This is a genomic window from Chitinophaga filiformis, from assembly GCF_021646545.1.
Taxonomy (GTDB): Bacteria; Bacteroidota; Bacteroidia; order Chitinophagales; family Chitinophagaceae; genus Chitinophaga; species Chitinophaga filiformis_A.
Genome location: NZ_JAKIRP010000012.1, coordinates 210,006 through 229,244, shown reverse-complemented (window position 1 = coordinate 229,244; position 19,239 = coordinate 210,006). Strand labels below are relative to the sequence as shown.

Sequence of the window (19,239 nt, the reverse complement as noted above, 5' to 3'; positions counted from 1 at the left end):
GTATGATGAGAAGATTGATCTATTTACTTACGGGATTGTTCCTGACATTACAGGTCGCCGCGCAGGATACCCTGTTCCGTTTTGCCATGGTATCAGATACGCATATCGGCAACAAGAGCGGAGAGGAAGACCTGGAGCGCACGGTGAACGACATTAACAGCGATCCGGATATCGCGTTTGTAATGCTTTCCGGAGATATCACTGAATTTGGTTCTGATGAAGAGATCCTGCTGGCAAAGCGGATACTTGGCAAACTGAATAAGCCCTGGTACATTGTACCCGGCAATCACGATTCCAACTGGTCAGAGAGTGGTTGTAACACCTTTCTGAATGTATTTGGCGGTGAAACGTTCAGTTTCCGGCACAAAGGCTACTGGTTTATGGGAACGAGCTGCGGGCCTAACATGCGTATGGGACCAGGACAAGTGCCACGTGAAGATCTTACCTGGCTGAAACAGCAGCTGGATAAGGAGAAAGATAAGAAGGTACCCATCATATTCGTGAATCACTATCCGCAGGATTCAGCCCAGAATAACTGGTATGAACAGCTTGGATTGCTGAACGGAAGGAATCTGAAAGCGATCATCTGTGGTCATGGTCATAATAACAGGAAGTTAAATTTTGAAGGGATTCCCGGTATTATGTGCCGTTCTAACCTGCGTGCTAAAGAGGAGATAGGAGGGTATAACATTGTTTCTCTTGTACACGATTCGCTGGTCTTCAATGAACGCAGGCCCGGTGTAGAAACGCTGCCTGCCTGGCACGCAGTGGCGATCCCGATAAAGGGCACTCCGCAATGGGACGCAAATGCCCGCCGGCCTTCTTACGAGATCAACAAACAATATGCACAGGTAAGGGAAAAATGGAGTATACAGGAACCCGGTGATATTGGTGGAGGGGTTGCCGTAGCAGAGGGAAAAGTCGTATACTCAAACACCATGGGGCAGATCAAGGCCGTGAACCTGGCAACAGGTAAAGTGCTCTGGCGTTTCAATGCGAAAGGGAAGATTTATTCCACGCCGCTGATCCATGGCAACAAAGTGATAGTACCTTGTACTGATGCACAGGTGTATTGCCTGGACCTCCATACCGGAAAATTGCAATGGCAGCAGACGCTCAATAAAGCCAGCGTAGCTTCCGCTGCCTTGTACAAGGAACTGGCTATAGTAGCTGCTTCTGATGGTCATTGCCGGGCCTACAACATCGCAGATGGCAAGCTGCAGTGGGACTTTGACAGCGTGCGAAATTTCGTACAAACCCGTCCATTGATCTATAAAGACAAGGTATACTTCGGCTCATGGGGCAATGATTTCTACGCCCTGGATGCTGCCACCGGCAAACGTGTATGGACCTGGAGCAGTGGCGCGACCAACAGAATGTTCTCTGCTGCTGCCTGCTGGCCGGTAGCTACTGCCGACAGGGTATTTATCGCCGCTCCGGACCAGTACCTGACAGCTCTGGATGCCAATACCGGGCAGGTGCTGTGGCGTAAACACGACAAACAGGAGTGGGTGCGTGAATCAATGGGCCTGTCTGCTGATAGCAACCTCGTTTACGTAAAAACCATGCAAGGGCATATTCTCGGCCTGAATACGCACGCATCCGGCCAGGAAGTGATCTGGAGGTCGCCGCTGGAGATGGGATATGAGATCTGTCCGACAGCTATCAATGAATTCAACCAGGTGGTATTCATTCCTTCCCAGTCAGGCGTCATTTCTGCCCTGGCGGCAAAGGATGGAGCGATAATGTGGCGGCATAAAATATCTAACTGTTTGATTGTTAGTATTAAACCGCTTGACGAGCATACCGTATTGACATGTTCAGCTGATGGTAAGCTGGCTTGCCTGACTTTCTGACGGACATTTGTCCCGTTTGCTCCGTTATTTTTTACAAACTTTGCTCTATGAACAACATCGCTATTTTCTGCGGATCTAACTTCGGAAATGATCCGGTTTATACCAGTTTGACCAAGGAATTGGGCAATTGCATAGTAAAAAACAAATTAAGGCTGATCTACGGCGGCGCAGCAGTCGGCCTGATGGGAGTAGTTGCCGACCAGGTATTGTCATTGGGAGGAGAGGTGATTGGTGTATTGCCGGAAAAGATCTCCAATACAGAGATCGCGCATAAAAACCTCACAGAATTGCATGTTGTAGCTACCATGCACGAGCGGAAAGCAATGATGGCCAATCTGGCGGATTGTTTCGTAGCGATACCTGGCGGTATAGGTACCCTGGAAGAGATCATAGAAGTATTCACCTGGGCGCAGCTGGGATTCCACAGTAAGCCTTGTGGCATCCTGAATGTGAACGGTTACTATGACAAGCTGCAGGAGCTGTTGATGACGATGTGCGGGGCAGGATTTTTATCGGAGTATCATATGAAGTCACTGGTTTTTGATGATGATCCTGAGAGATTGCTGAATACAGTGCTGCAGCAGAAAGTGGTTTATCAGCCTAAGTGGGTGAAGTAATATATTGCAGCGTTTGCGGACACTGTTCGCAAATGCTGGTTCCACTGTTCCATTTTTACTATCTTAAAGGTCTTTCTGGTGGGTTTGTGCCTCAACTACACCCGGTGGCGTTTTTAAACTAAGATAGGTCGCATGTCTTCTATACTGCCTGGCGATCTTCTTACCCTGAAAATTGAGAGAATAACTTCTGACCCTTCTGTTAGGACGGACATTGTCATGGTCTATATAGCGTAAGAAAAGCTGTGTAAATCTTTCTGCTTTTGCCAATGGGTAATCGTACAGTACACTTGCCAGCACCAGGGAGTATTCGCTGAAATCAAATCCGCGATGGCTTTTTATCCACTCTGTGATGTCCAGTTCAATGTCAACATTCGCTTTATCCACTCCGCGAACAACGATGTAGCAATTGAATGGCAGTATTTTGGCCAGCATGTTCAATCGTTCTCTGATAATTCCCGCGTTAGTAGCGACTAAGACACTCCTGTCCTTTAGCGGCTTTGCACTGAATTCATATTTTGCCTCATAGTCCGGATGCTCGACGGTCAGGTAGAAATTGTTAATTGCATCTGAGCTATCGTTAGTGATATAATCTGCAGCAATAGTGGAAAAATACTTTAGAAAGTCCGGCCGCTCACTGGTGTCCACCAGAAAGTGCATGTGGTGATCTGTGGGGTAGAGCACTATTGACAGACCTTCCTTTTTGGGGAAGACAGGTTTACGGTCTATCATAAATCTTGGTTCAATCAGATATCCGATGTATCCGGCTTTGTCCTGCATATTCCAGGTGTACTGCCCCGATGCGTATTTATAAATGCAAAGGAATGTAATGATAAGTGATGCAGTTCTCATACGATCGGGGTTTAATGGTTCAGTTGTCGGATTGGTGTAACGGCGCGGCTTTAGCAGGTACGAGCTGTAACACAATAATGCAATGTTGTACCATATCGTGAAATTCATGCTTCACATCTGCCACAAAAAGAAGGGCGTGTTGTGTATCCACCTTTGCACGTTGCTCTTTGTTCAAAAAGAAGCGACCATCAAAGAGATTGCCGGGCACAGGGAGAATTGGAATATCCACTTCAATGTCTTCGCAATCTGTAAACATCGGGCATTCGTTGTACCGGATAAATATTCTTTTCCTGGTGATCCGGATCGCTTCCTCCTTCATCATCATCTGATAGGTTTAGGTAATAGATATTGTTTCAATGCATGTGGATATAACATGCTCCCGGCTTAAACAAGCCGGAAGGAATGGTAGATCACGGTTACAATTTTTTATCAGGATTTATTTAATTGCTTTTCGATCTTCCTTTGCAATTCGGAAATTTGAATTGGCTTTTTGATAATATCGTTAACACCATACCGGGTGAAATCTTCATAGGCGTTAAAATCCTTTTCCACAATTGCGATGAGTGGCATTTTTCCGCCTCGCTCCCGTATGCCTGTTAACAATGCCAGTGGATCGGATCGTCCAGACAATGCCGTGGAATAGATCACGAGGTCCATGGATCTGGAAAGCGCGATCTTCAAAGTTTCTTCGGCGTCAAGTGTAATTGTAGCAGATACGCCACCCCATTGGAGGTACTGCTTGAGCATCATCGAGATGGCGATGTTATCTATGGCGAGCAGGACGCGGGGACCAGAGGGTTCTTCCTGATCTTTAAAAAATGGCGGCCGGGGTATTGAAGGCAGTAGCTTAACGGGGCCAGTCCACATTTTCCGCCCCTTAAGTGTTGGGAACATAAGCAGAATTGTTTGATGAAATGTTGTGATATCATTGTCTGGTATCCTGGAATCCTCAGGTTTTTACAACAGAACAAAAAAAGTGGCTCTAATAGTTGAGGGTTATGAAATTAAGTGTTGTCGTAGGTTAAATACATGCTTTACCAAAGTTTTAGCACGATCTATCATGCAACCTTAGCGAAGGTAAATATAAATTACTTAAATACTATTATTGATAATAGAAATAAAAAACTTACAAACATGTTGTTAAAATATAATGAATAGCCATTTGATTTTACTTTATGGAAGTAAAATAGTTCTGAATCTATTATAATGGCAGCTAAGAACACCGGATATGGCACAATCAAGATACTCATCGAGAAAGATCATATCAAACAGTTTGATCAGATATTTGATATTATCTCCCGGACCAACATGGCCAAGGATCTGGGTATGAATTATCAAACATTTATCTACAGGTTAAACCGTCCTGTTGCTTTTACATTGGAGCAGCTGTTTGCCATTGCCAATCTTATCGGTGTTGATCGCCGTGTCATTATTGAACTCGTTTTGAAGCAACTGGAAGCCAAAAAGAAAGGGAAAGCCTGATTCCTGACTGACTTTATTCACCTGCCGGTCGCTGAAAACAGCTGGTATACCTCGCAGGTGTCTTTCCAAATTGTATATTTCTTCCGAATGCTGGAGGAAACCCTCATCTCGGGAAATGTGCCTGGAAAAGGTGAGGATGGGACGGGAGTACAATTAACCGTATATCGTATGCCATCTCGAAATATTTCTGAAGATTTCTCATTTCATAGCAAAGATAAAGCTGTTTGGTACTATCTGATAGATGGGAAAAATCGGACTCAAATGATTTTTATAATGTTTCCGGGAGAAAAGATTTATTAAAGAAATTCTTGACAATCGGGATGAAAAAATAATGAATTAATGGGCGTATGGAACGGAATGTATTCCACTGATATTTTTAGAATTCCCGCAGCGAAAGGTTATTTTGAACTGAACCAGTACTTTAACTATTAGTCGTTACATAACTTAAAAAGCCTCCAATTCTTTCGAATTGAAGGCTTTAAAGCTTGCGGACCAGACGGGACTCGAACCCGCGACCTCCGCCGTGACAGGGCGGCATTCTAACCAACTGAACTACTGATCCTTTCCCTTGTTTTCGGGGCAGCAAAGATAGCAACAAAGCCATCAATTATGCAAATCTTTTTTAAAAAATATTTTAGCGTTTATCTTTACATCGTACTTTAACCAATTTTATACATAAATATGCAATTCCTGGATTTTGAGAAACCTATTGAGGACCTGTATGATCAGTTGGAAAAACTGAAAGAGAACGGAGCAAAGTCAGGTGTAGACGTTACCGCCACTGTAAGGGAGTATGAGCAGAAGATTGCTGACACCCGCCTGGAAGTATACGAGCACCTTACCAGTTACCAGAAGGTTCTGCTGAGCAGGCATCCTGATAGGCCCTATACCCTGGCTTACATTGAGAAGATGTGTACTAATTTCGTGGAGCTGCACGGCGACAGGAATGTGAAGGACGATAAGGCCATGGTAGGTGGTTTTGCTGAACTGGATGGAGAAACCATCATGTTCATTGGTCAGCAGAAGGGTATTAATACCAAAATGCGCCAGATCCGCAACTTCGGTATGGCGAACCCTGAAGGTTACAGAAAGGCCCTGCGCCTCATGAAACTGGCTGAAAAGTTCAATAAGCCTATTGTTACCCTGATAGATACTCCCGGTGCTTATCCTGGTCTGGAAGCTGAAGAGCGCGGACAGGGCGAGGCAATTGCACGTAACATCTTCGAAATGGTGAAACTGCGGGTACCTGTGATCTGCATCATTATCGGTGAAGGTGCATCCGGCGGCGCCCTGGGTATCGGTATCGGCGACAGGATCCTGATGCTGGAAAACAGCTGGTATACCGTGATCTCTCCTGAAAACTGTTCCACCATCCTCTGGCGTAGCTGGAACTTTAAGGAAAAGGCTGCAGAAGAACTGAAACTGACATCCGACCATATGAGCCGCTTCGGCCTGGTAGACGGCGTTATTAAAGAGCCATTAGGCGGTGCGCACGTGAATCCCGACGAAATGGCTTCAATACTGAAGAAAACCATTAAAGACACCCTGGCAGAGCTGAAAAAGATCGATGCTGACACCCGTATTGAGCAGCGCATTGATAAATTCAGCAACATGGGATTTTTCGACGAACGCTAAAATTATTTTGTCATATACCATTCCAAATTGTCATCTTTGCACCACTTTTTAGATTGATAAAGAGGGCAATTTGGAATTCGTTATCTGGAATTTTCACAAAATATGGAACAATTGAGAGGCACCGGTGTAGCACTGGTTACGCCCTTTAAAAAAGACGAAAGCATTGACTGGAATGCTTTGGAAAAAGTGATTGATCATGTGATTTCCGGCGGGGTTGACTATGTAGTATCCCTGGGGACAACCGGAGAAACTCCCACACTAAGCTCAGAAGAGAAGCTGGACATTATGAAGTTCACCTTCGAAAAGGTGAATAAGCGCGTACCGGTGGTAGTAGGTATTGGTGACTACAATACCCGCGACGTTGTCAAGCGGCTGGAAACCTGCCCGCTGGACGAAGCTGTTGCGGTATTGAGCGTTGCGCCCTATTACAGCAAGCCGAGCCAGGAAGGATTGTTCCAACACTATAAAGCAGTGGCAGCTGCCTCTCCCAAACCGATCATTCTCTACAACGTACCAGGCAGGACTGGCCGTAATATGACGGCGCAGACCACCCTGAGGTTGGCGAATGAAGTGCCAAACATCGTTGCGATGAAGGAAGCCAGCGGAGATATGGTACAGTGCATGCAGATCATCAAGGATAAGCCAAAGGGCTTCCTGGTGGTAAGCGGTGATGACGCCCTGGCGTTTCCGCAGATCGCTACCGGTATGGATGGTCTGATCTCTGTTGCTGCCAACTATTTCGCGAAAGACACGGCGGGAATGGTAAAGGCTGCCCTGGCAAATGATATTGCTACAGCCCGTGAACTGCATTACAAACTGCAGGACTCATTCGATCTGATGTTCGAAGAGAACAATCCTGCCGGTGTAAAGGCGTTTATGGCAGAAGCAGGACTGATTGAGAACGTTTTCCGCCTGCCTGTTGTGCCGGTGAGCGCCGGACTGCACAGCCGTATAGCTGCTTTCAGGAAAAACTACAAGTAACCGGTTTATTGGTAAGAAATAACAATCCCCGTTCTGCCTGGCAGGACGGGGATTAATATTTTAAAGCGGTGGTTAAATGATGAAGGTAGCGCCTTCAGTGGCTACGTCAGAATTAGGAAACACTTCCCGGCATTCCTCTTCAAAGCAGGTCAGGTCTGTATACTTGGATGAGAAATGACCCACGATCAGCCTTTGGGCATTGGCTTTTAACGCCAGGGTGGCTGCCTGTACAGTCGTGCTGTGAAACCTTTCTGCCGCCCTTTCTGCCAGGCTATGTAAATATGTCGTTTCATGGTAGACCAGATCTGCATTGTGTGCATACCGGACCAGGTCCTCAGCGTACATAGTGTCGGCGTAGAAGACGTACTTTTTCTCTTTGGGGGGAGGGAGGGTAACCCAGTCGTTCTTCACCAGGAAGCCATCTTTACGTTGATAATCAGCTCCTTCCTGCAGCTTTGAATAGTAAGCGGCTGGTATTTCGTACACTTTTGCCTGTTCGGGGAGCAGCTTACGTTTCCGTTTCTGCATTTCAAATATGAAGCCGAAGCAGGGAATACGGTGAATGGTGGGGAAGAAGCTGACATTCAGCTCTTTATCGCTTAGTATCAATCCCTGGTTCTCCTCCAGGAGGGGGACGAACTGCAGTTCGAACTGGAAAACGGTACCTGAGCACTGCATTTGCAGCTGGATAATGGCTTCCAGTTCCGGCGGGGCGAATATGGTCAGCGGTTCCTTCCTGCCAAGCAGACTAAGGCTGTTTAAAAGGCCTATAAGGCCGAAATAGTGATCGCCGTGAAGGTGACTGATGAAAATGTATCTGAGGCGGCTGCTTTTGATCTTATAGCGCGCAAATTGAAGCTGCGTTCCTTCTCCGCAATCAACCAGTATCAGCTGATCATTACAGGTTATAATCTGAGCTGTTGGATGCCTTTCTAACGTGGGGAGAGCCGAATTGTTGCCTAAAATGGTGACTGCAAACATGAACGAAAATAAATAATTACTAAAATCTCCTATTTATTCCGAAAAATGGAACCTATTTCCACATTCCGGAAAAATATGGCACCAATATGTGAGGAGCTGAGAATTAATCCTCGTCCTGCATTAATTCTCTTTCGAGATCTTCCATCATCACCAGGTCAATAGCCTCTAACATAGTAGGGGCAAGGTTGTAGACCGTTTCGTCCGCCGCTTTTATTGCATTTGTTAAAGTGCTGTTAAGACCGGTAAGCGCACACGACATTCCGCTGTCATACTGCTGGTGGTATACTGTTAAAATGGCTTTCAGTCCAGCATCGTCGGCTTTTTCCACTAATGCCATATCCAGTATAAGGTTGCGGCCTTCGAGACCTGACAGTTCTGAGACTTCTTTAGTAAACTTAGCTGACAAATTAGCATCCAGGATCGTAATTTGAGGCTGTACAACTAATATTTTTTCTTTGGTATCAATTTTGAATTCCATAAGCAAGATTTTCTTTTATAAGTTAGTAAATAAGTAATCGGGAATCCTGCCAAATAACAGCCTTCTTTCTTACTTCGCCAGCCTTAATTGTATACTTATACTATTAAAGTGTTAGGGTAAAGGTAAATCAAAATTATTTGCTAATATTGTATAAGCAAGTCCCCGTAAGGGTTTTAATAATTTAATATTCTCACAATGGACCAGAATTTTTCACCGCAAGTAAAGGAGATCATTTCGTTTAGCAGAGAGGAAGCTTTACGCTTGGGGAATGATTTCATCGGCACAGAGCACCTGCTGCTAGGCATAATTCGAGAAGGGGAAGGGACAGCTGTTAAAATTCTGCAGGCTTTAAATGTAGACCTTTATGAACTGCGTAAAGAGGTTGAATTGGCCGTAAAAGATAAGACAGGAAAAAACATCGCCAATATCAACAGTCTACCACTTACAAGGCAGGCAGAAAAGGTAATACGCGTTACCGTGCTCGAAGCAAAGGCCCTGAAAAGCCCAACTGTTGAAACAGAGCACTTAATGCTTTCAATCCTCAAGAATAAAGAAAACGTTTGTACACAAATCTTACAACAGTTTGACGTGGATTACGACACTTTTAAAAACGAGCTGGGCTTCGTAAAATCTGCTGATCCTAAAGCGGAGTTTGATGATCCTGGAGAAGAGGAATTTGAAGATGAGCGCAAGAGCTTTGCCTCCAAGGCCAAACAAACTAACACGAAGTCTAAAACTCCTGTGCTGGACAATTTCGGCAGGGATATCACCAAGCTGGCCGAGAGTGGCAGCCTTGACCCTATAGTGGGTCGCGAGCAGGAAATTGAGCGTGTATCGCAGATATTGTCCCGCCGTAAAAAGAACAATCCGATCCTCATCGGGGAACCGGGCGTTGGTAAGACAGCTATCGTGGAAGGCCTCGCGCTGCGCATTGTGCAGCGTAAAGTGTCCCGCGTACTGTTCGACAAGCGCGTGGTAAGCCTCGATCTGGCAGCCCTTGTGGCGGGTACCAAGTACCGTGGCCAGTTCGAAGAAAGGATGAAAGCCATCATGAATGAGCTGGAAAAGAACCGTGACGTTATACTTTTCATAGACGAGATCCACACCATCGTAGGTGCCGGAGGCGCTTCAGGTTCCCTGGATGCTTCCAATATCTTCAAACCTGCCCTGGCACGTGGAGAACTCCAGTGCATCGGTGCATCCACTCTGGATGAGTACAGAATGTACATCGAGAAAGATGGCGCATTAGACCGTCGTTTCCAGAAAGTAATGGTAGATCCTCCAACCGTGGATGAGACTATTCAGATCCTGAATAACATCAAACCACGCTACGAAGAATACCACAACGTAAGCTATTCCGATGATGCAATTGAAGCGTGCGTTAAACTCAGCGATCGCTATATGACAGACCGTCTGTTGCCTGACAAGGCCATCGATGTACTGGATGAAGTGGGCGCAAGAGTGCACCTCAAGAACATCAACGTACCTCAGAATATCCTCGACCTGGAAAAACAGATCGAAGATATCAAGCAGGAAAAAAATAAAGTAGTAAAGAGCCAGCGTTTTGAAGAAGCTGCTGCGCTGCGGGATACAGAAAAGAAACTGGGAGAAGATCTGGAGCGTGCGAAGAACGTGTGGGAAGAAGAAGTGAAACACAAACGCTATCCGATCGACGAAGAAGCTATCGCAGAAGTAGTAAGCATGATGACAGGTATTCCTGTTAAACGTATGGTACAGGCCGAAACTGAAAAACTCCGTCGTATGGGTGAAGACCTGAAAGGCGCTGTAGTTGGACAGGATGAGGCTATCACCAAAGTGACAAAAGCGATCCAGCGTAACAGGGTAGGGTTGAAAGATCCTAAGAAACCAATCGGTACTTTCATCTTCCTCGGACCGACCGGGGTGGGTAAAACCGAGCTGGCAAAATCCCTCGCACGTTATATGTTCGACTCAGAAGATAGCCTGGTGCGTATCGATATGAGTGAATATATGGAGAAATTCTCCGTAAGCCGTCTGATTGGTGCACCTCCGGGATATGTAGGTTATGAAGAAGGTGGTCAGCTGACTGAAAAAGTACGCCGTAAACCTTACTCTGTAATCCTCCTGGATGAAATTGAAAAAGCACACCCTGATATTTATAATATCCTGTTGCAGGTATTGGATGATGGTATACTGACTGATGGTCTGGGCCGTAAGGTAGACTTCAAGAACACACTCATCATCATGACCTCTAACATCGGTGTTCGTCAGCTGAAAGACTTCGGTGCAGGTGTTGGTTTCACTACCACAGCAAAAGCAACCAGCGAAGAAGACAATACTAAATCAGTGATCGAAAAAGCGCTGAAACGTACCTTCTCTCCTGAGTTCCTGAACCGTATCGACGACGTGATCATATTCAACTCACTGAGCAAAGAGCATATCTATACTATCATAGATATCACAATGCAGAGTGTACTGAAACGTCTGAACAACCTGGGCTTCAGCCTGGAACTGACAGACGAGGCCAAAGGCTTCCTGGCAGAGAAAGGTTACGATCAGCAGTTCGGCGCCCGTCCGCTGCACAGAGCCATCCAGAAATACCTGGAAGATCCGCTGGCTGAGGAAATACTGAATATGAACATTCATAACGGAGATGTATTGCTGGCAGATCTTGACAAGGAAAATCAGAAACTGATCTTTACTTTAAAGAACTCTCCAAAGAGCAACAAATCCGAAAAATCAGAAGCATAAACAATAAGCCATAGTTGATAGAAATTGTTTTTGATAGAGATCCCGGACATTAGTCCGGGATTTTTTTTATCTGATGGTTTGAACCTGATCCGTTAAGTACAATGAGGGGAAAGAGCCTGAAGAGGGCTCGGAATAGATGAGTTGCCGAGATGCTTAGCCGCCAATATTTCCATCAGCAGCCCCAAATAAATGAGCCTGTCCGCCCAAGGGTAGACAGGCTCATTAAGATTATTATCGATAGGAGAGCGCCCTTGTGAAGGGATCAACCCCGGTGTGCATAGATGTTCAGCTGCTGGTCGAAACTGTGAAACTGTTTGTGCTTCAACAAGGGATGCGGCACATTGTCACTCGCTTCCTGTATATAATACACAAAACCGGCATTGTTGAGGATCTCCAGCATTTCCGTCAGATGAGAAGACTCCCTGATATCTCCATGATACTCGACAAAAAGATGCTGTACATTAGCCAGATCATCTTTACAATCCTTCAGCACTTCATATTCGGCTCCTTCAATATCCATTTTCAGAAAATCTACCTTCTGCTGTAGGAAGCTGGCCAAGCGTGTGCATGGAATGTTTATGGTCTGTGTATCATCAGACAAGGAGATCTTGCTGGCCTGTGTGCCGGAAGCCCGGAAAGAGATTTGCCCTTCTTTGGTCCAGACTGCCTGCTGCCGTACGTTTACGTCGTTCATACCATAGCTTTCCACATTCTTCCTGAGGATGGCCAGATTATCGCCGTCCGGTTCGAATGCCAACACTTTCGCATTGGGATAGAGCCACTTAAAATATAAAACACTTAAACCAATATTGGCGCCACAGTCAATAATATAAGGAGTGTCTGTGTCAGCCTTAAAGCGATAGATCTCGTCGGTGATCAACTCTTCGTAAGAGTGCATAAATTCCCATGCTTTTTTAAACCAGATTCGCCCGTTCTTATATGGTAGACTGTTGATCTTGTTGTCAGGCAAGTGTTTCAGCCGCTTTTCCTGAAGAAAGCTAAGTTGGTTAGGCTTGCGTTGGGAACGGAATTTCTTTCCCAGGCCTAAAAATAAGTTCTGCACCAATCCCATATCTGAAGTAATGATTTCCTGTTTAATGTAAATGACAGATTTGCAATGACAGATTTAATAGAAGCATTAAAAATAGTGAATTGTTCCGTCAGAACAGCAGAAACTTACCTTGTTGGGTCCTTTAACAGGGAAAAAATATAACATGATAGTGTTACTGGAGACATCCTGCTCTGAGATGAGGGGGACGGCGAGGTTTTATATCTAATGCGTTAAAAAAAGAATTAAATGATAATCAATCGTATGTAAAATGGTTGTGTCTGTCAAAATCATACGTTCATGTCATAGGGTTAATATTATTAATATTAGATATTTGCATCATGCAAGGTGGACAATCACATTGGTGATATAGTCTCGTAAACGAACAAGTGGACAACATCCTTTCTTTCTTAACCAACCTTTTTAACCAGTCTTCATACTGTTAAACCTAAAGCCCGGTGCAAACGGGGTTAACAGTCAAACGGTTTGCCTCAAAAAAACGGATAAACTTTAATGGCTGCTGTATGCGCATGAGAGATGCGTGTTTTCGTTTGCAAACAAATCATGGTTATTATTTACTAACGGATAAAAAATCTATCTATCCCTATACTATGAAATTAGTTATACGCAACACTTCACGCACGCTCCTTTTAGCTGGAGGTATGACCCTGGCAGCTACGGCAGTTCAGGCACAGATGAAAATCGGTGACAATCCTTCCCAGATAACTAAGTCAGCTATCCTGGAGCTGAGCAGCAACAAGCAGGGTCTCTTGCTGCCAAGAATTCCAAACTTCACAGCGATCGATGCTGCTATCGGAACTGATGCTGTGGATGGTATGATCGTATACCTGGCCAGCGGTACGACCACTGAAGGGGTATACATGAGAAAAGGCGGCGCCTGGGTAAAAATTGCCAGCAGCGCTGATGCGCTGGCCAACTGGAGCCTGAAAGGAAATACCGGCACCACAGCAGCTGATTATCTGGGTACTGCAGATGCAAATCCGCTTTCTATCCGTACTAACGGTGTTGAAGCAATTGGTATCCAGGCCGACAGACAGGTGAAACTTTCAACCGTAAACCAGGACAATACCCTGCTGGAAGTACTGATGTTAAGCGGTACAGGTATCGTTTCAAAAAGAACAATACCTCAGACTGCCTTCAGAGATCTGGCAGATAACATCTTCGCTAATGCGGATTCTGCACATGCTACCTTCAACATTGGTGAAAACACCACTACAGGAGAAATTACAGTGAATGCGCCTATTATGGCTCCTACTGCTACTGCTCCTTATGGTTTTATGAAAAAATCTGACTGGGATAAATTACAGGCCCTGTCAAGCGGTACTAATCTGTCCATCGCTGATTTCATCACAGCTATCGCTGCTGGCCAGGAAAACAGAGGTGGCCGTATCACATATGATGCACCGACAGCCAGCTATAAACTGGAACTGACTGCTGCAAGCGCTACACTGGCGGGTATTGTAACCACCGGTGCACAGACATTCGCTGGCGACAAGACCTTCAATGGTGCGGTAAATGTTGGCACTACGTTAGGCGTTACCGGTGCTGCTACACTGGGCAATACACTGACTGTAACAGGTGCTGCTACACTGAACGGCGCTACTACGGTTAACAATACACTTGGCGTGACCGGTGCAACTACGCTGGGAAATGATCTCAGTGTGTCTGGTGCTACTACATTAAATACACTGGCAGTTTCCAATGGAACTACGCTCAATGGTACACTGACACTGAACAGCGTGGCCAATGCTGCTACTGCTGCATCTTATGATGTGTTGGTACGTGAAGGTAGCACTGTTACAAAAAGGCCATTCGACCTGGATGCTATCGCAAAAGCGATCCGTACTATCCAGGCAGGTACAGGTACTACTGACAATGTGAACGTAGCATTCAAAACAGATAGCGTTGGTACGAACTTCGACATACAGGCAACAGCTAATGATGTGTCTTTCAACCTGCCTAATGCAAGCGCTGTGGATGCTTCTCATACTGCTGCTCAACGAGGCGTTGTATCTACCGGCAATCAGAGCTTTGCTGGTAACAAGAGCTTCGCTGCTGCTGTTGCTGTAGGTAAGACGACACAAGCCAATTCCACCCTGGAAGTGAATGGTTCTGTGCAGATGAGAATTACAAAGACTACTACTTCATACGCAATCAACGATACTGACAACACGGTACTGGCAGATGCTACCAGCGGTGCACTGACCATCACGCTGCCTGCTCCTTCAGCTGCCATTGCGGGTCGTATCTATACCATCAAAAAGATCGGTACAGGTGATATTAACAATGCAGTTACCGTACAGCCAAGTGCAGGTACTATTGAAGGTGGCGCCAGCTACATGATCTACAATGACTGGACCTTCATCACTATCCAGACAGATGGTGTGAACTGGTACATTATCAGGAAATAAGAAAAATACTGGCATAACAGGGGCAGTAAAAGACTGCTCCTGTTAAATTTTTTATTGCTGTATTTCCTGAGACACGCAAGATCTCTACATTCAATACTATAGCGATCCGGAACCTTGCTTAAGTCCGGAGCCGTAATATCTGTGCCGTAGCACCTGCCGGATATGATACGTTTCAGTTGCTACGGATGCAATGGGAAGTGAGGTTGAAACAAAAAGCATAATACCCTGCATGAAGAGATATTTACTCATATTATGTTTAGTGGTTCTTTCTATAAGTACTATAGCTCAGAACGCAGCATACATACCGCCCGACGGCAAGGTGTGGAGCTTTGGTAATGTCGCCTTTTTCGGAGACGTTACCAACGACGGTATGCTGGGATCCAGTCCGGCTTCTGTGCTTTATTTCCTGGGGAAACAGTGGACGAATAGTTATACTGCTTTATTATCTGATGAAAGTCCTTCCGGCCTTAAAGGTACCGGGGGCATTTTCCGTTTTATGAGTAAAAGCGGACAGCAGATCATTGCCGGCGGCTACAATGTTGCCGGAAAGACGGGAGCCAGTTTCCCTAACCTGGAGGTTAATAACGCCAATGGTGTTGTGCTTGCAGACCTGCACGACCTGCATATACGAAATACACTACAGTTAACCAACGGTCATGTATTCCTGAATGGATGGAACCTGATGGTTGGGACTGATAATCCGGGCTCCATTACGGGGTATAGTGATCAACGTTTCATTGTTACCGGAACAGAAACAGCAGGTGGTTTCCTTTATCGTGCAAAACTGAACAGCAGCGCAGGACAGGTAGTATTTCCCGTGGGTACCAGTGCTACAAACTATGCACCTGCCGGTGTACGTTATGAAGGCACTGCGGAAGATTTTAAAGCCAGGGTTTTTGACAGCGTATTCCTGCGTGCCATAACCGGCAGAACGCTTTATGACAGTGTGGTATTCAAAACCTGGAACCTGGGTCAGGAAGCCAACGGTACAGGGTTGACCAGCATCACACTGCAGCACATGGATGCTGATGAGGCGCCGGAGTATAATGTAAACCGTAACAGCAGTTATATCAGCCGTTTTCTCGACACTGACTGGGAAATACGTAAGGCGGTGAATGATAATATGGTGCCTGGTACGCTGACAACGCAGCCCATGTCGCAGCAGGCTACCATGCATTCCCGTGGGATTGCCGGTATTGGTACAAACATTTACTTTGCAAAGCTGACCTCTCTGTCATATAGTTATCTGCCGGCAGATATCATTCACTTTAACGCGTATCGTGTAAGTTATTCACTGGTCGATCTGGTATGGACCACCAGTCGTGAGACTAACAATGCTGTATTTGAAATAGAGCGGATGCTCGATAATGAAACAGCGTTCAAGAAAATTGCCACTGTGGCAACAAAGGCGCCCGGAGGTTACAGTACTACGCGTCTTGACTATTATTACCAGGATACCAACGACTATGACGGATGGAGCTTTTACCGCATCAAGGCAGTATCAGCTACCGGAAAATATGTATACACAGATGTAAGAGAAGTAGGGCCGCTGATCCAGGCTACGGTATTCCCGAACCCGAACTATGGCGACTTCAAGGTAACTGTCAGAGGTATTAAGACACCGCTGATCGTACAGGTATTTGACACATGGGGTCAGCAGGTACGGAGAATGGAAATGGTGGGTCAGACGGAAGTACACATCAAGGATATGCCTACCGGTACTTACTTCCTGACATTGACACATAAAGAGACGAAGAAACAGGCTTATGTCTGCAAAGTAATCGTAATAGATCATTGATACTTATGATTTATCTCTTAGAGGATAAAGACATCATATAAACATTGCAGGAGGTATGCAGGTAATACTATCTGGGTCTTTCCTGCTCTATTTCAGAAATTGCTCAGAAATATGAAGAAGATATTAACGCTATTATTCCTTTCGGTGACTACATTATCTTACGCACAGCAGTTGAAGCTGGGGAGCAATCCCAGTGTGATAAGGAAATCAGCATTGCTGGAACTGGAAAGTGGCTCACAGGGATTGTTATTGCCGCGTATCAGCGACACTACATCGGCAACAATTAAAAGTTCACCCGATGGAATGCTGATATATCTGACGCTCAATAATAGTTTGAGTGTCCGTTCACTGGGAAAATGGCAAAGTCTTGGCTCAGGTAGTTCTTCCCTTACCCTGACCGGAGACGTTACCGGAACCGGAACAGGTACAGTAGCGAGTACGATCAGTAACCAGGCAGTGACCTTTGCAAAAATGCAGAACATCAATACACAGCGACTGCTGGGAAGGTATACAGCAGGTGCTGGTAGTACACAGGAAGTCTCGCTGGATAACAGTCTTAAACTGAACACGGGAGGTACGCTGTATGCGGACAGTGCGCTCTCTATCTGGAATGCTTCGAAACTGATAGGTATGAGAGTGTCTGGCAAAGCGCCGCTGAGCGGAGAAGTGCTGAAATGGAATGGAACGGCCTGGGAGTCAAATACAGATAACGATGGAGGTGCGACCTATGGTACACTTACCACCAATGATGTTGGTAATGCAGATGTTGCCGGGTCTACTACCCGTATGAAAATATGGGCCAGTCCTGTAACCGGGGTAGTTACCAATGGTCCGGCAGGTACGGGTGCACATGCCTGGAGTGTAATGGCGTTTAAGGGCAATAATGGCGGCTTTACAACTCAGTTGTATTTCGATAAGAATACATTGGCGCTAAAAGAGTGGACGGGTATTACCGCTCCACTGGGTACAAATGCCATCAATGGCTGGTATAAGGCCATTATGACCAACGGAAATACCAACATTTCCAATGGGTCTATCATATTCGGAAACATTACCAGTGATGCGTCTACAGAAGTAGGGCAGGACAACGCCAACCTTTTCTGGAATAATACAGGCAAGCGCTTAGGGGTAAAGACCAATACCCCTACTTCCACTGTGGATATTAACGGCAGTTTCAGTATGCCGATCCGCGGCGCTGGCTCTAACACGACATTGACCGAGAACGATTATACTGTTGTAAAAAACACCGGTGCAGATATTACGATCACGTTACCGGCTGCCAATTCCTGCTCTGGCCGGATATATGTCATTAAAAAAGCCAGCTCTGGTATACTTGTAATTAATTCGGGCGGAGGCCAGATCGATGCAAATGGCACCAGTGTGACATTAACCAGTGGTCAGAGAGTTTCTTATACCATTCAGTCAGATGGTGGTAACTGGTGGATCATTGCAGGTATATAACCGGCAATCTTGTTCCATTTTTCCAAATTTCTTTTAACTTTACACCGTCTATTCTTCATATAGTTATTTAATTACTGGGTTTTGAAAAAGATTATTATCACGATAGATGGTTACTCCTCATGTGGAAAGAGCACGCTGGCCAAGCAATTGGCCGGAGAGCTGGACTATGTGTATATAGACAGTGGAGCGATGTATCGTGCAATAACCCTGTATTTTATTCAGAACCGGATAGACTGGGCTGATCATGACGCTGTGAAGGCTGCCCTGCGTGATATTCACCTGGAGTTCGAATTCAACCCAATGAGCCAGGCGTCTGAAATTACCCTCAACGGGGAAAATGTGGAACACATGATCCGCGAGATGCTGGTGGCAGAGAAAGTGAGTGAAGTAGCAGCTGTGAAGGAAGTACGTGAATTTGCCGTGGCGCAGCAGCAGAAAATGGGCGCCAGAAAGGGGATAGTGATGGATGGACGTGATATCGGAACTACCGTTTTCCCCCATGCTGAGTTGAAGATATTTATGACCGCAGATACTGCCATCCGTGTAGAACGCAGGTTCAAGGAGTTATATGCCAAAAATAAGAATATCAGCATCCACGAAGTGAAGGAAAACCTCGAGCTGAGAGATTATATCGACACCAACAGAGAGATCAGTCCATTACGGAAGGCGGAGGATGCTATCATCCTGGACAACAGCCAGTTAACCCCGGATGAACAGTTGAAGCTGGTATTGCAATGGGTGGACGATGTTGTACTGGTGCAATCTTCCTGAATTTATTTTTAGTTTTAAGAAATCCTTTTTAAATTTGTTATGTTCCTGGTGTAAGCCAGGAAGAAACCCATTGGTAATTTTCCACATCCTCTAGAATTTCCTGCAATTATTTAATGCTAT

16 protein-coding genes and 1 tRNA gene are annotated in these 19,239 nt (G+C 45.6%); 10 read left to right on the top strand and 7 right to left on the bottom strand.

What is annotated here, in order from left to right; all coding sequences use genetic code 11:
• Window positions 1-2 precede the first annotated feature (2 nt).
• The gene (locus L3C95_RS25210) at window positions 3-1,856 is read left to right on the top strand and encodes a PQQ-binding-like beta-propeller repeat protein (RefSeq protein ID WP_236391987.1); all 1,854 of its coding nucleotides are present in this window, start codon (window positions 3-5) and stop codon (window positions 1,854-1,856) included.
• Window positions 1,857-1,903: 47 nt separating this feature from the next.
• On the top strand, window positions 1,904-2,473 hold the full coding sequence (locus tag L3C95_RS25205) for a TIGR00730 family Rossman fold protein (protein ID WP_236391985.1): 570 nt from the start codon (window positions 1,904-1,906) through the stop codon (window positions 2,471-2,473).
• A 63-nt stretch (window positions 2,474-2,536) separates the two neighbouring features.
• Here the strand turns inward: L3C95_RS25205 and L3C95_RS25200 are convergent, their stop codons facing one another.
• The 3 genes from L3C95_RS25200 to L3C95_RS25190 form a co-directional block, all read right to left on the bottom strand.
• Window positions 2,537-3,322 carry a hypothetical protein gene (locus L3C95_RS25200; RefSeq protein ID WP_236391983.1) on the bottom strand — a complete coding sequence of 262 codons (786 nt, stop codon included), beginning with the start codon at window positions 3,320-3,322 and terminating at the stop codon, window positions 2,537-2,539.
• Between the two features lie 19 nt (window positions 3,323-3,341).
• Entirely contained in the window at window positions 3,342-3,647 is a 306-nt protein-coding gene (locus L3C95_RS25195; RefSeq protein ID WP_236391981.1) for a hypothetical protein, read from the bottom strand.
• Window positions 3,648-3,751: 104 nt separating this feature from the next.
• Window positions 3,752-4,216: a response regulator gene (locus tag L3C95_RS25190; RefSeq protein WP_236391979.1), complete on the bottom strand. Its 465-nt coding sequence runs from the start codon at window positions 4,214-4,216 to the stop codon at window positions 3,752-3,754.
• A 312-nt stretch (window positions 4,217-4,528) separates the two neighbouring features.
• On the opposite strand from L3C95_RS25190, the gene L3C95_RS25185 reads away from it, so the two are divergent.
• Window positions 4,529-4,804 carry a hypothetical protein gene (locus L3C95_RS25185; RefSeq protein WP_236391977.1) on the top strand — a complete coding sequence of 92 codons (276 nt, stop codon included), beginning with the start codon at window positions 4,529-4,531 and terminating at the stop codon, window positions 4,802-4,804.
• Between the two features lie 488 nt (window positions 4,805-5,292).
• On the opposite strand, the gene L3C95_RS25180 is transcribed toward L3C95_RS25185, so the two are convergent.
• Window positions 5,293-5,366: transfer RNA gene (locus L3C95_RS25180), tRNA-Asp, on the bottom strand.
• 119 nt (window positions 5,367-5,485) lie between these two features.
• On the opposite strand from L3C95_RS25180, the gene L3C95_RS25175 reads away from it, so the two are divergent.
• Window positions 5,486-6,439 carry an acetyl-CoA carboxylase carboxyltransferase subunit alpha gene (locus L3C95_RS25175; RefSeq protein WP_236391975.1) on the top strand — a complete coding sequence of 318 codons (954 nt, stop codon included), beginning with the start codon at window positions 5,486-5,488 and terminating at the stop codon, window positions 6,437-6,439.
• A 102-nt stretch (window positions 6,440-6,541) separates the two neighbouring features.
• On the top strand, window positions 6,542-7,420 hold the full coding sequence (gene dapA / locus L3C95_RS25170; protein ID WP_236391973.1) for a 4-hydroxy-tetrahydrodipicolinate synthase: 879 nt from the start codon (window positions 6,542-6,544) through the stop codon (window positions 7,418-7,420).
• Window positions 7,421-7,492: 72 nt separating this feature from the next.
• Here dapA and L3C95_RS25165 read toward each other — a convergent pair whose 3' ends face one another.
• On the bottom strand, window positions 7,493-8,401 hold the full coding sequence (locus L3C95_RS25165; protein WP_236391971.1) for a ribonuclease Z: 909 nt from the start codon (window positions 8,399-8,401) through the stop codon (window positions 7,493-7,495).
• 103 nt (window positions 8,402-8,504) lie between these two features.
• The gene (locus tag L3C95_RS25160; RefSeq protein ID WP_236391968.1) at window positions 8,505-8,879 is read right to left on the bottom strand and encodes an STAS domain-containing protein; all 375 of its coding nucleotides are present in this window, start codon (window positions 8,877-8,879) and stop codon (window positions 8,505-8,507) included.
• A gap of 195 nt (window positions 8,880-9,074) precedes the next feature.
• On the opposite strand from L3C95_RS25160, the gene L3C95_RS25155 reads away from it, so the two are divergent.
• Window positions 9,075-11,609 carry an ATP-dependent Clp protease ATP-binding subunit gene (locus tag L3C95_RS25155; RefSeq protein WP_236391966.1) on the top strand — a complete coding sequence of 845 codons (2,535 nt, stop codon included), beginning with the start codon at window positions 9,075-9,077 and terminating at the stop codon, window positions 11,607-11,609.
• Window positions 11,610-11,871: 262 nt separating this feature from the next.
• Here the strand turns inward: L3C95_RS25155 and L3C95_RS25150 are convergent, their stop codons facing one another.
• On the bottom strand, window positions 11,872-12,507 hold the full coding sequence (locus tag L3C95_RS25150; protein WP_236391964.1) for an FkbM family methyltransferase: 636 nt from the start codon (window positions 12,505-12,507) through the stop codon (window positions 11,872-11,874).
• Between the two features lie 761 nt (window positions 12,508-13,268).
• On the opposite strand from L3C95_RS25150, the gene L3C95_RS25145 reads away from it, so the two are divergent.
• The 4 genes from L3C95_RS25145 (at window position 13,269) to cmk (ending at window position 19,119) form a co-directional block, all read left to right on the top strand.
• Window positions 13,269-15,089, top strand: coding sequence for a hypothetical protein (locus L3C95_RS25145; RefSeq protein WP_236391962.1), 1,821 nt, complete (start codon window positions 13,269-13,271; stop codon window positions 15,087-15,089).
• A gap of 229 nt (window positions 15,090-15,318) precedes the next feature.
• The gene (locus L3C95_RS25140) at window positions 15,319-16,887 is read left to right on the top strand and encodes a T9SS type A sorting domain-containing protein (RefSeq protein WP_236391960.1); all 1,569 of its coding nucleotides are present in this window, start codon (window positions 15,319-15,321) and stop codon (window positions 16,885-16,887) included.
• Window positions 16,888-16,998: 111 nt separating this feature from the next.
• Window positions 16,999-18,348, top strand: a complete 1,350-nt coding sequence (locus L3C95_RS25135) for a hypothetical protein (protein ID WP_236391958.1) — start codon at window positions 16,999-17,001, stop codon at window positions 18,346-18,348.
• An 81-nt stretch (window positions 18,349-18,429) separates the two neighbouring features.
• A complete protein-coding gene (gene cmk, locus L3C95_RS25130; RefSeq protein WP_236391955.1) occupies window positions 18,430-19,119 on the top strand; it encodes a (d)CMP kinase in 690 nt (229 codons plus the stop codon).
• Window positions 19,120-19,239: the final 120 nt, after the last annotated feature.

Excerpts from the sequence above, each read along its gene's own strand:
- L3C95_RS25210 (WP_236391987.1), top strand. The coding sequence starts at position 3 with ATGATGAGAAGATTGATCTATTTACTTACGGGATTGTTCCTGACATTA.
- L3C95_RS25185 (WP_236391977.1), top strand. The coding sequence starts at position 4,529 with ATGGCAGCTAAGAACACCGGATATGGCACAATCAAGATACTCATCGAG.
- L3C95_RS25155 (WP_236391966.1), top strand. The coding sequence starts at position 9,075 with ATGGACCAGAATTTTTCACCGCAAGTAAAGGAGATCATTTCGTTTAGC.
- L3C95_RS25190 (WP_236391979.1), bottom strand. The coding sequence starts at position 4,216 with ATGTTCCCAACACTTAAGGGGCGGAAAATGTGGACTGGCCCCGTTAAG.
- dapA (WP_236391973.1), top strand. The coding sequence starts at position 6,542 with ATGGAACAATTGAGAGGCACCGGTGTAGCACTGGTTACGCCCTTTAAA.
- L3C95_RS25195 (WP_236391981.1), bottom strand. The coding sequence starts at position 3,647 with ATGATGATGAAGGAGGAAGCGATCCGGATCACCAGGAAAAGAATATTT.
- L3C95_RS25135 (WP_236391958.1), top strand. The coding sequence starts at position 16,999 with ATGAAGAAGATATTAACGCTATTATTCCTTTCGGTGACTACATTATCT.
- L3C95_RS25145 (WP_236391962.1), top strand. The coding sequence starts at position 13,269 with ATGAAATTAGTTATACGCAACACTTCACGCACGCTCCTTTTAGCTGGA.
- L3C95_RS25200 (WP_236391983.1), bottom strand. The coding sequence starts at position 3,322 with ATGAGAACTGCATCACTTATCATTACATTCCTTTGCATTTATAAATAC.
- L3C95_RS25205 (WP_236391985.1), top strand. The coding sequence starts at position 1,904 with ATGAACAACATCGCTATTTTCTGCGGATCTAACTTCGGAAATGATCCG.
- L3C95_RS25160 (WP_236391968.1), bottom strand. The coding sequence starts at position 8,879 with ATGGAATTCAAAATTGATACCAAAGAAAAAATATTAGTTGTACAGCCT.
- L3C95_RS25150 (WP_236391964.1), bottom strand. The coding sequence starts at position 12,507 with ATGCACTCTTACGAAGAGTTGATCACCGACGAGATCTATCGCTTTAAG.
- L3C95_RS25165 (WP_236391971.1), bottom strand. The coding sequence starts at position 8,401 with ATGTTTGCAGTCACCATTTTAGGCAACAATTCGGCTCTCCCCACGTTA.
- L3C95_RS25140 (WP_236391960.1), top strand. The coding sequence starts at position 15,319 with ATGAAGAGATATTTACTCATATTATGTTTAGTGGTTCTTTCTATAAGT.
- L3C95_RS25175 (WP_236391975.1), top strand. The coding sequence starts at position 5,486 with ATGCAATTCCTGGATTTTGAGAAACCTATTGAGGACCTGTATGATCAG.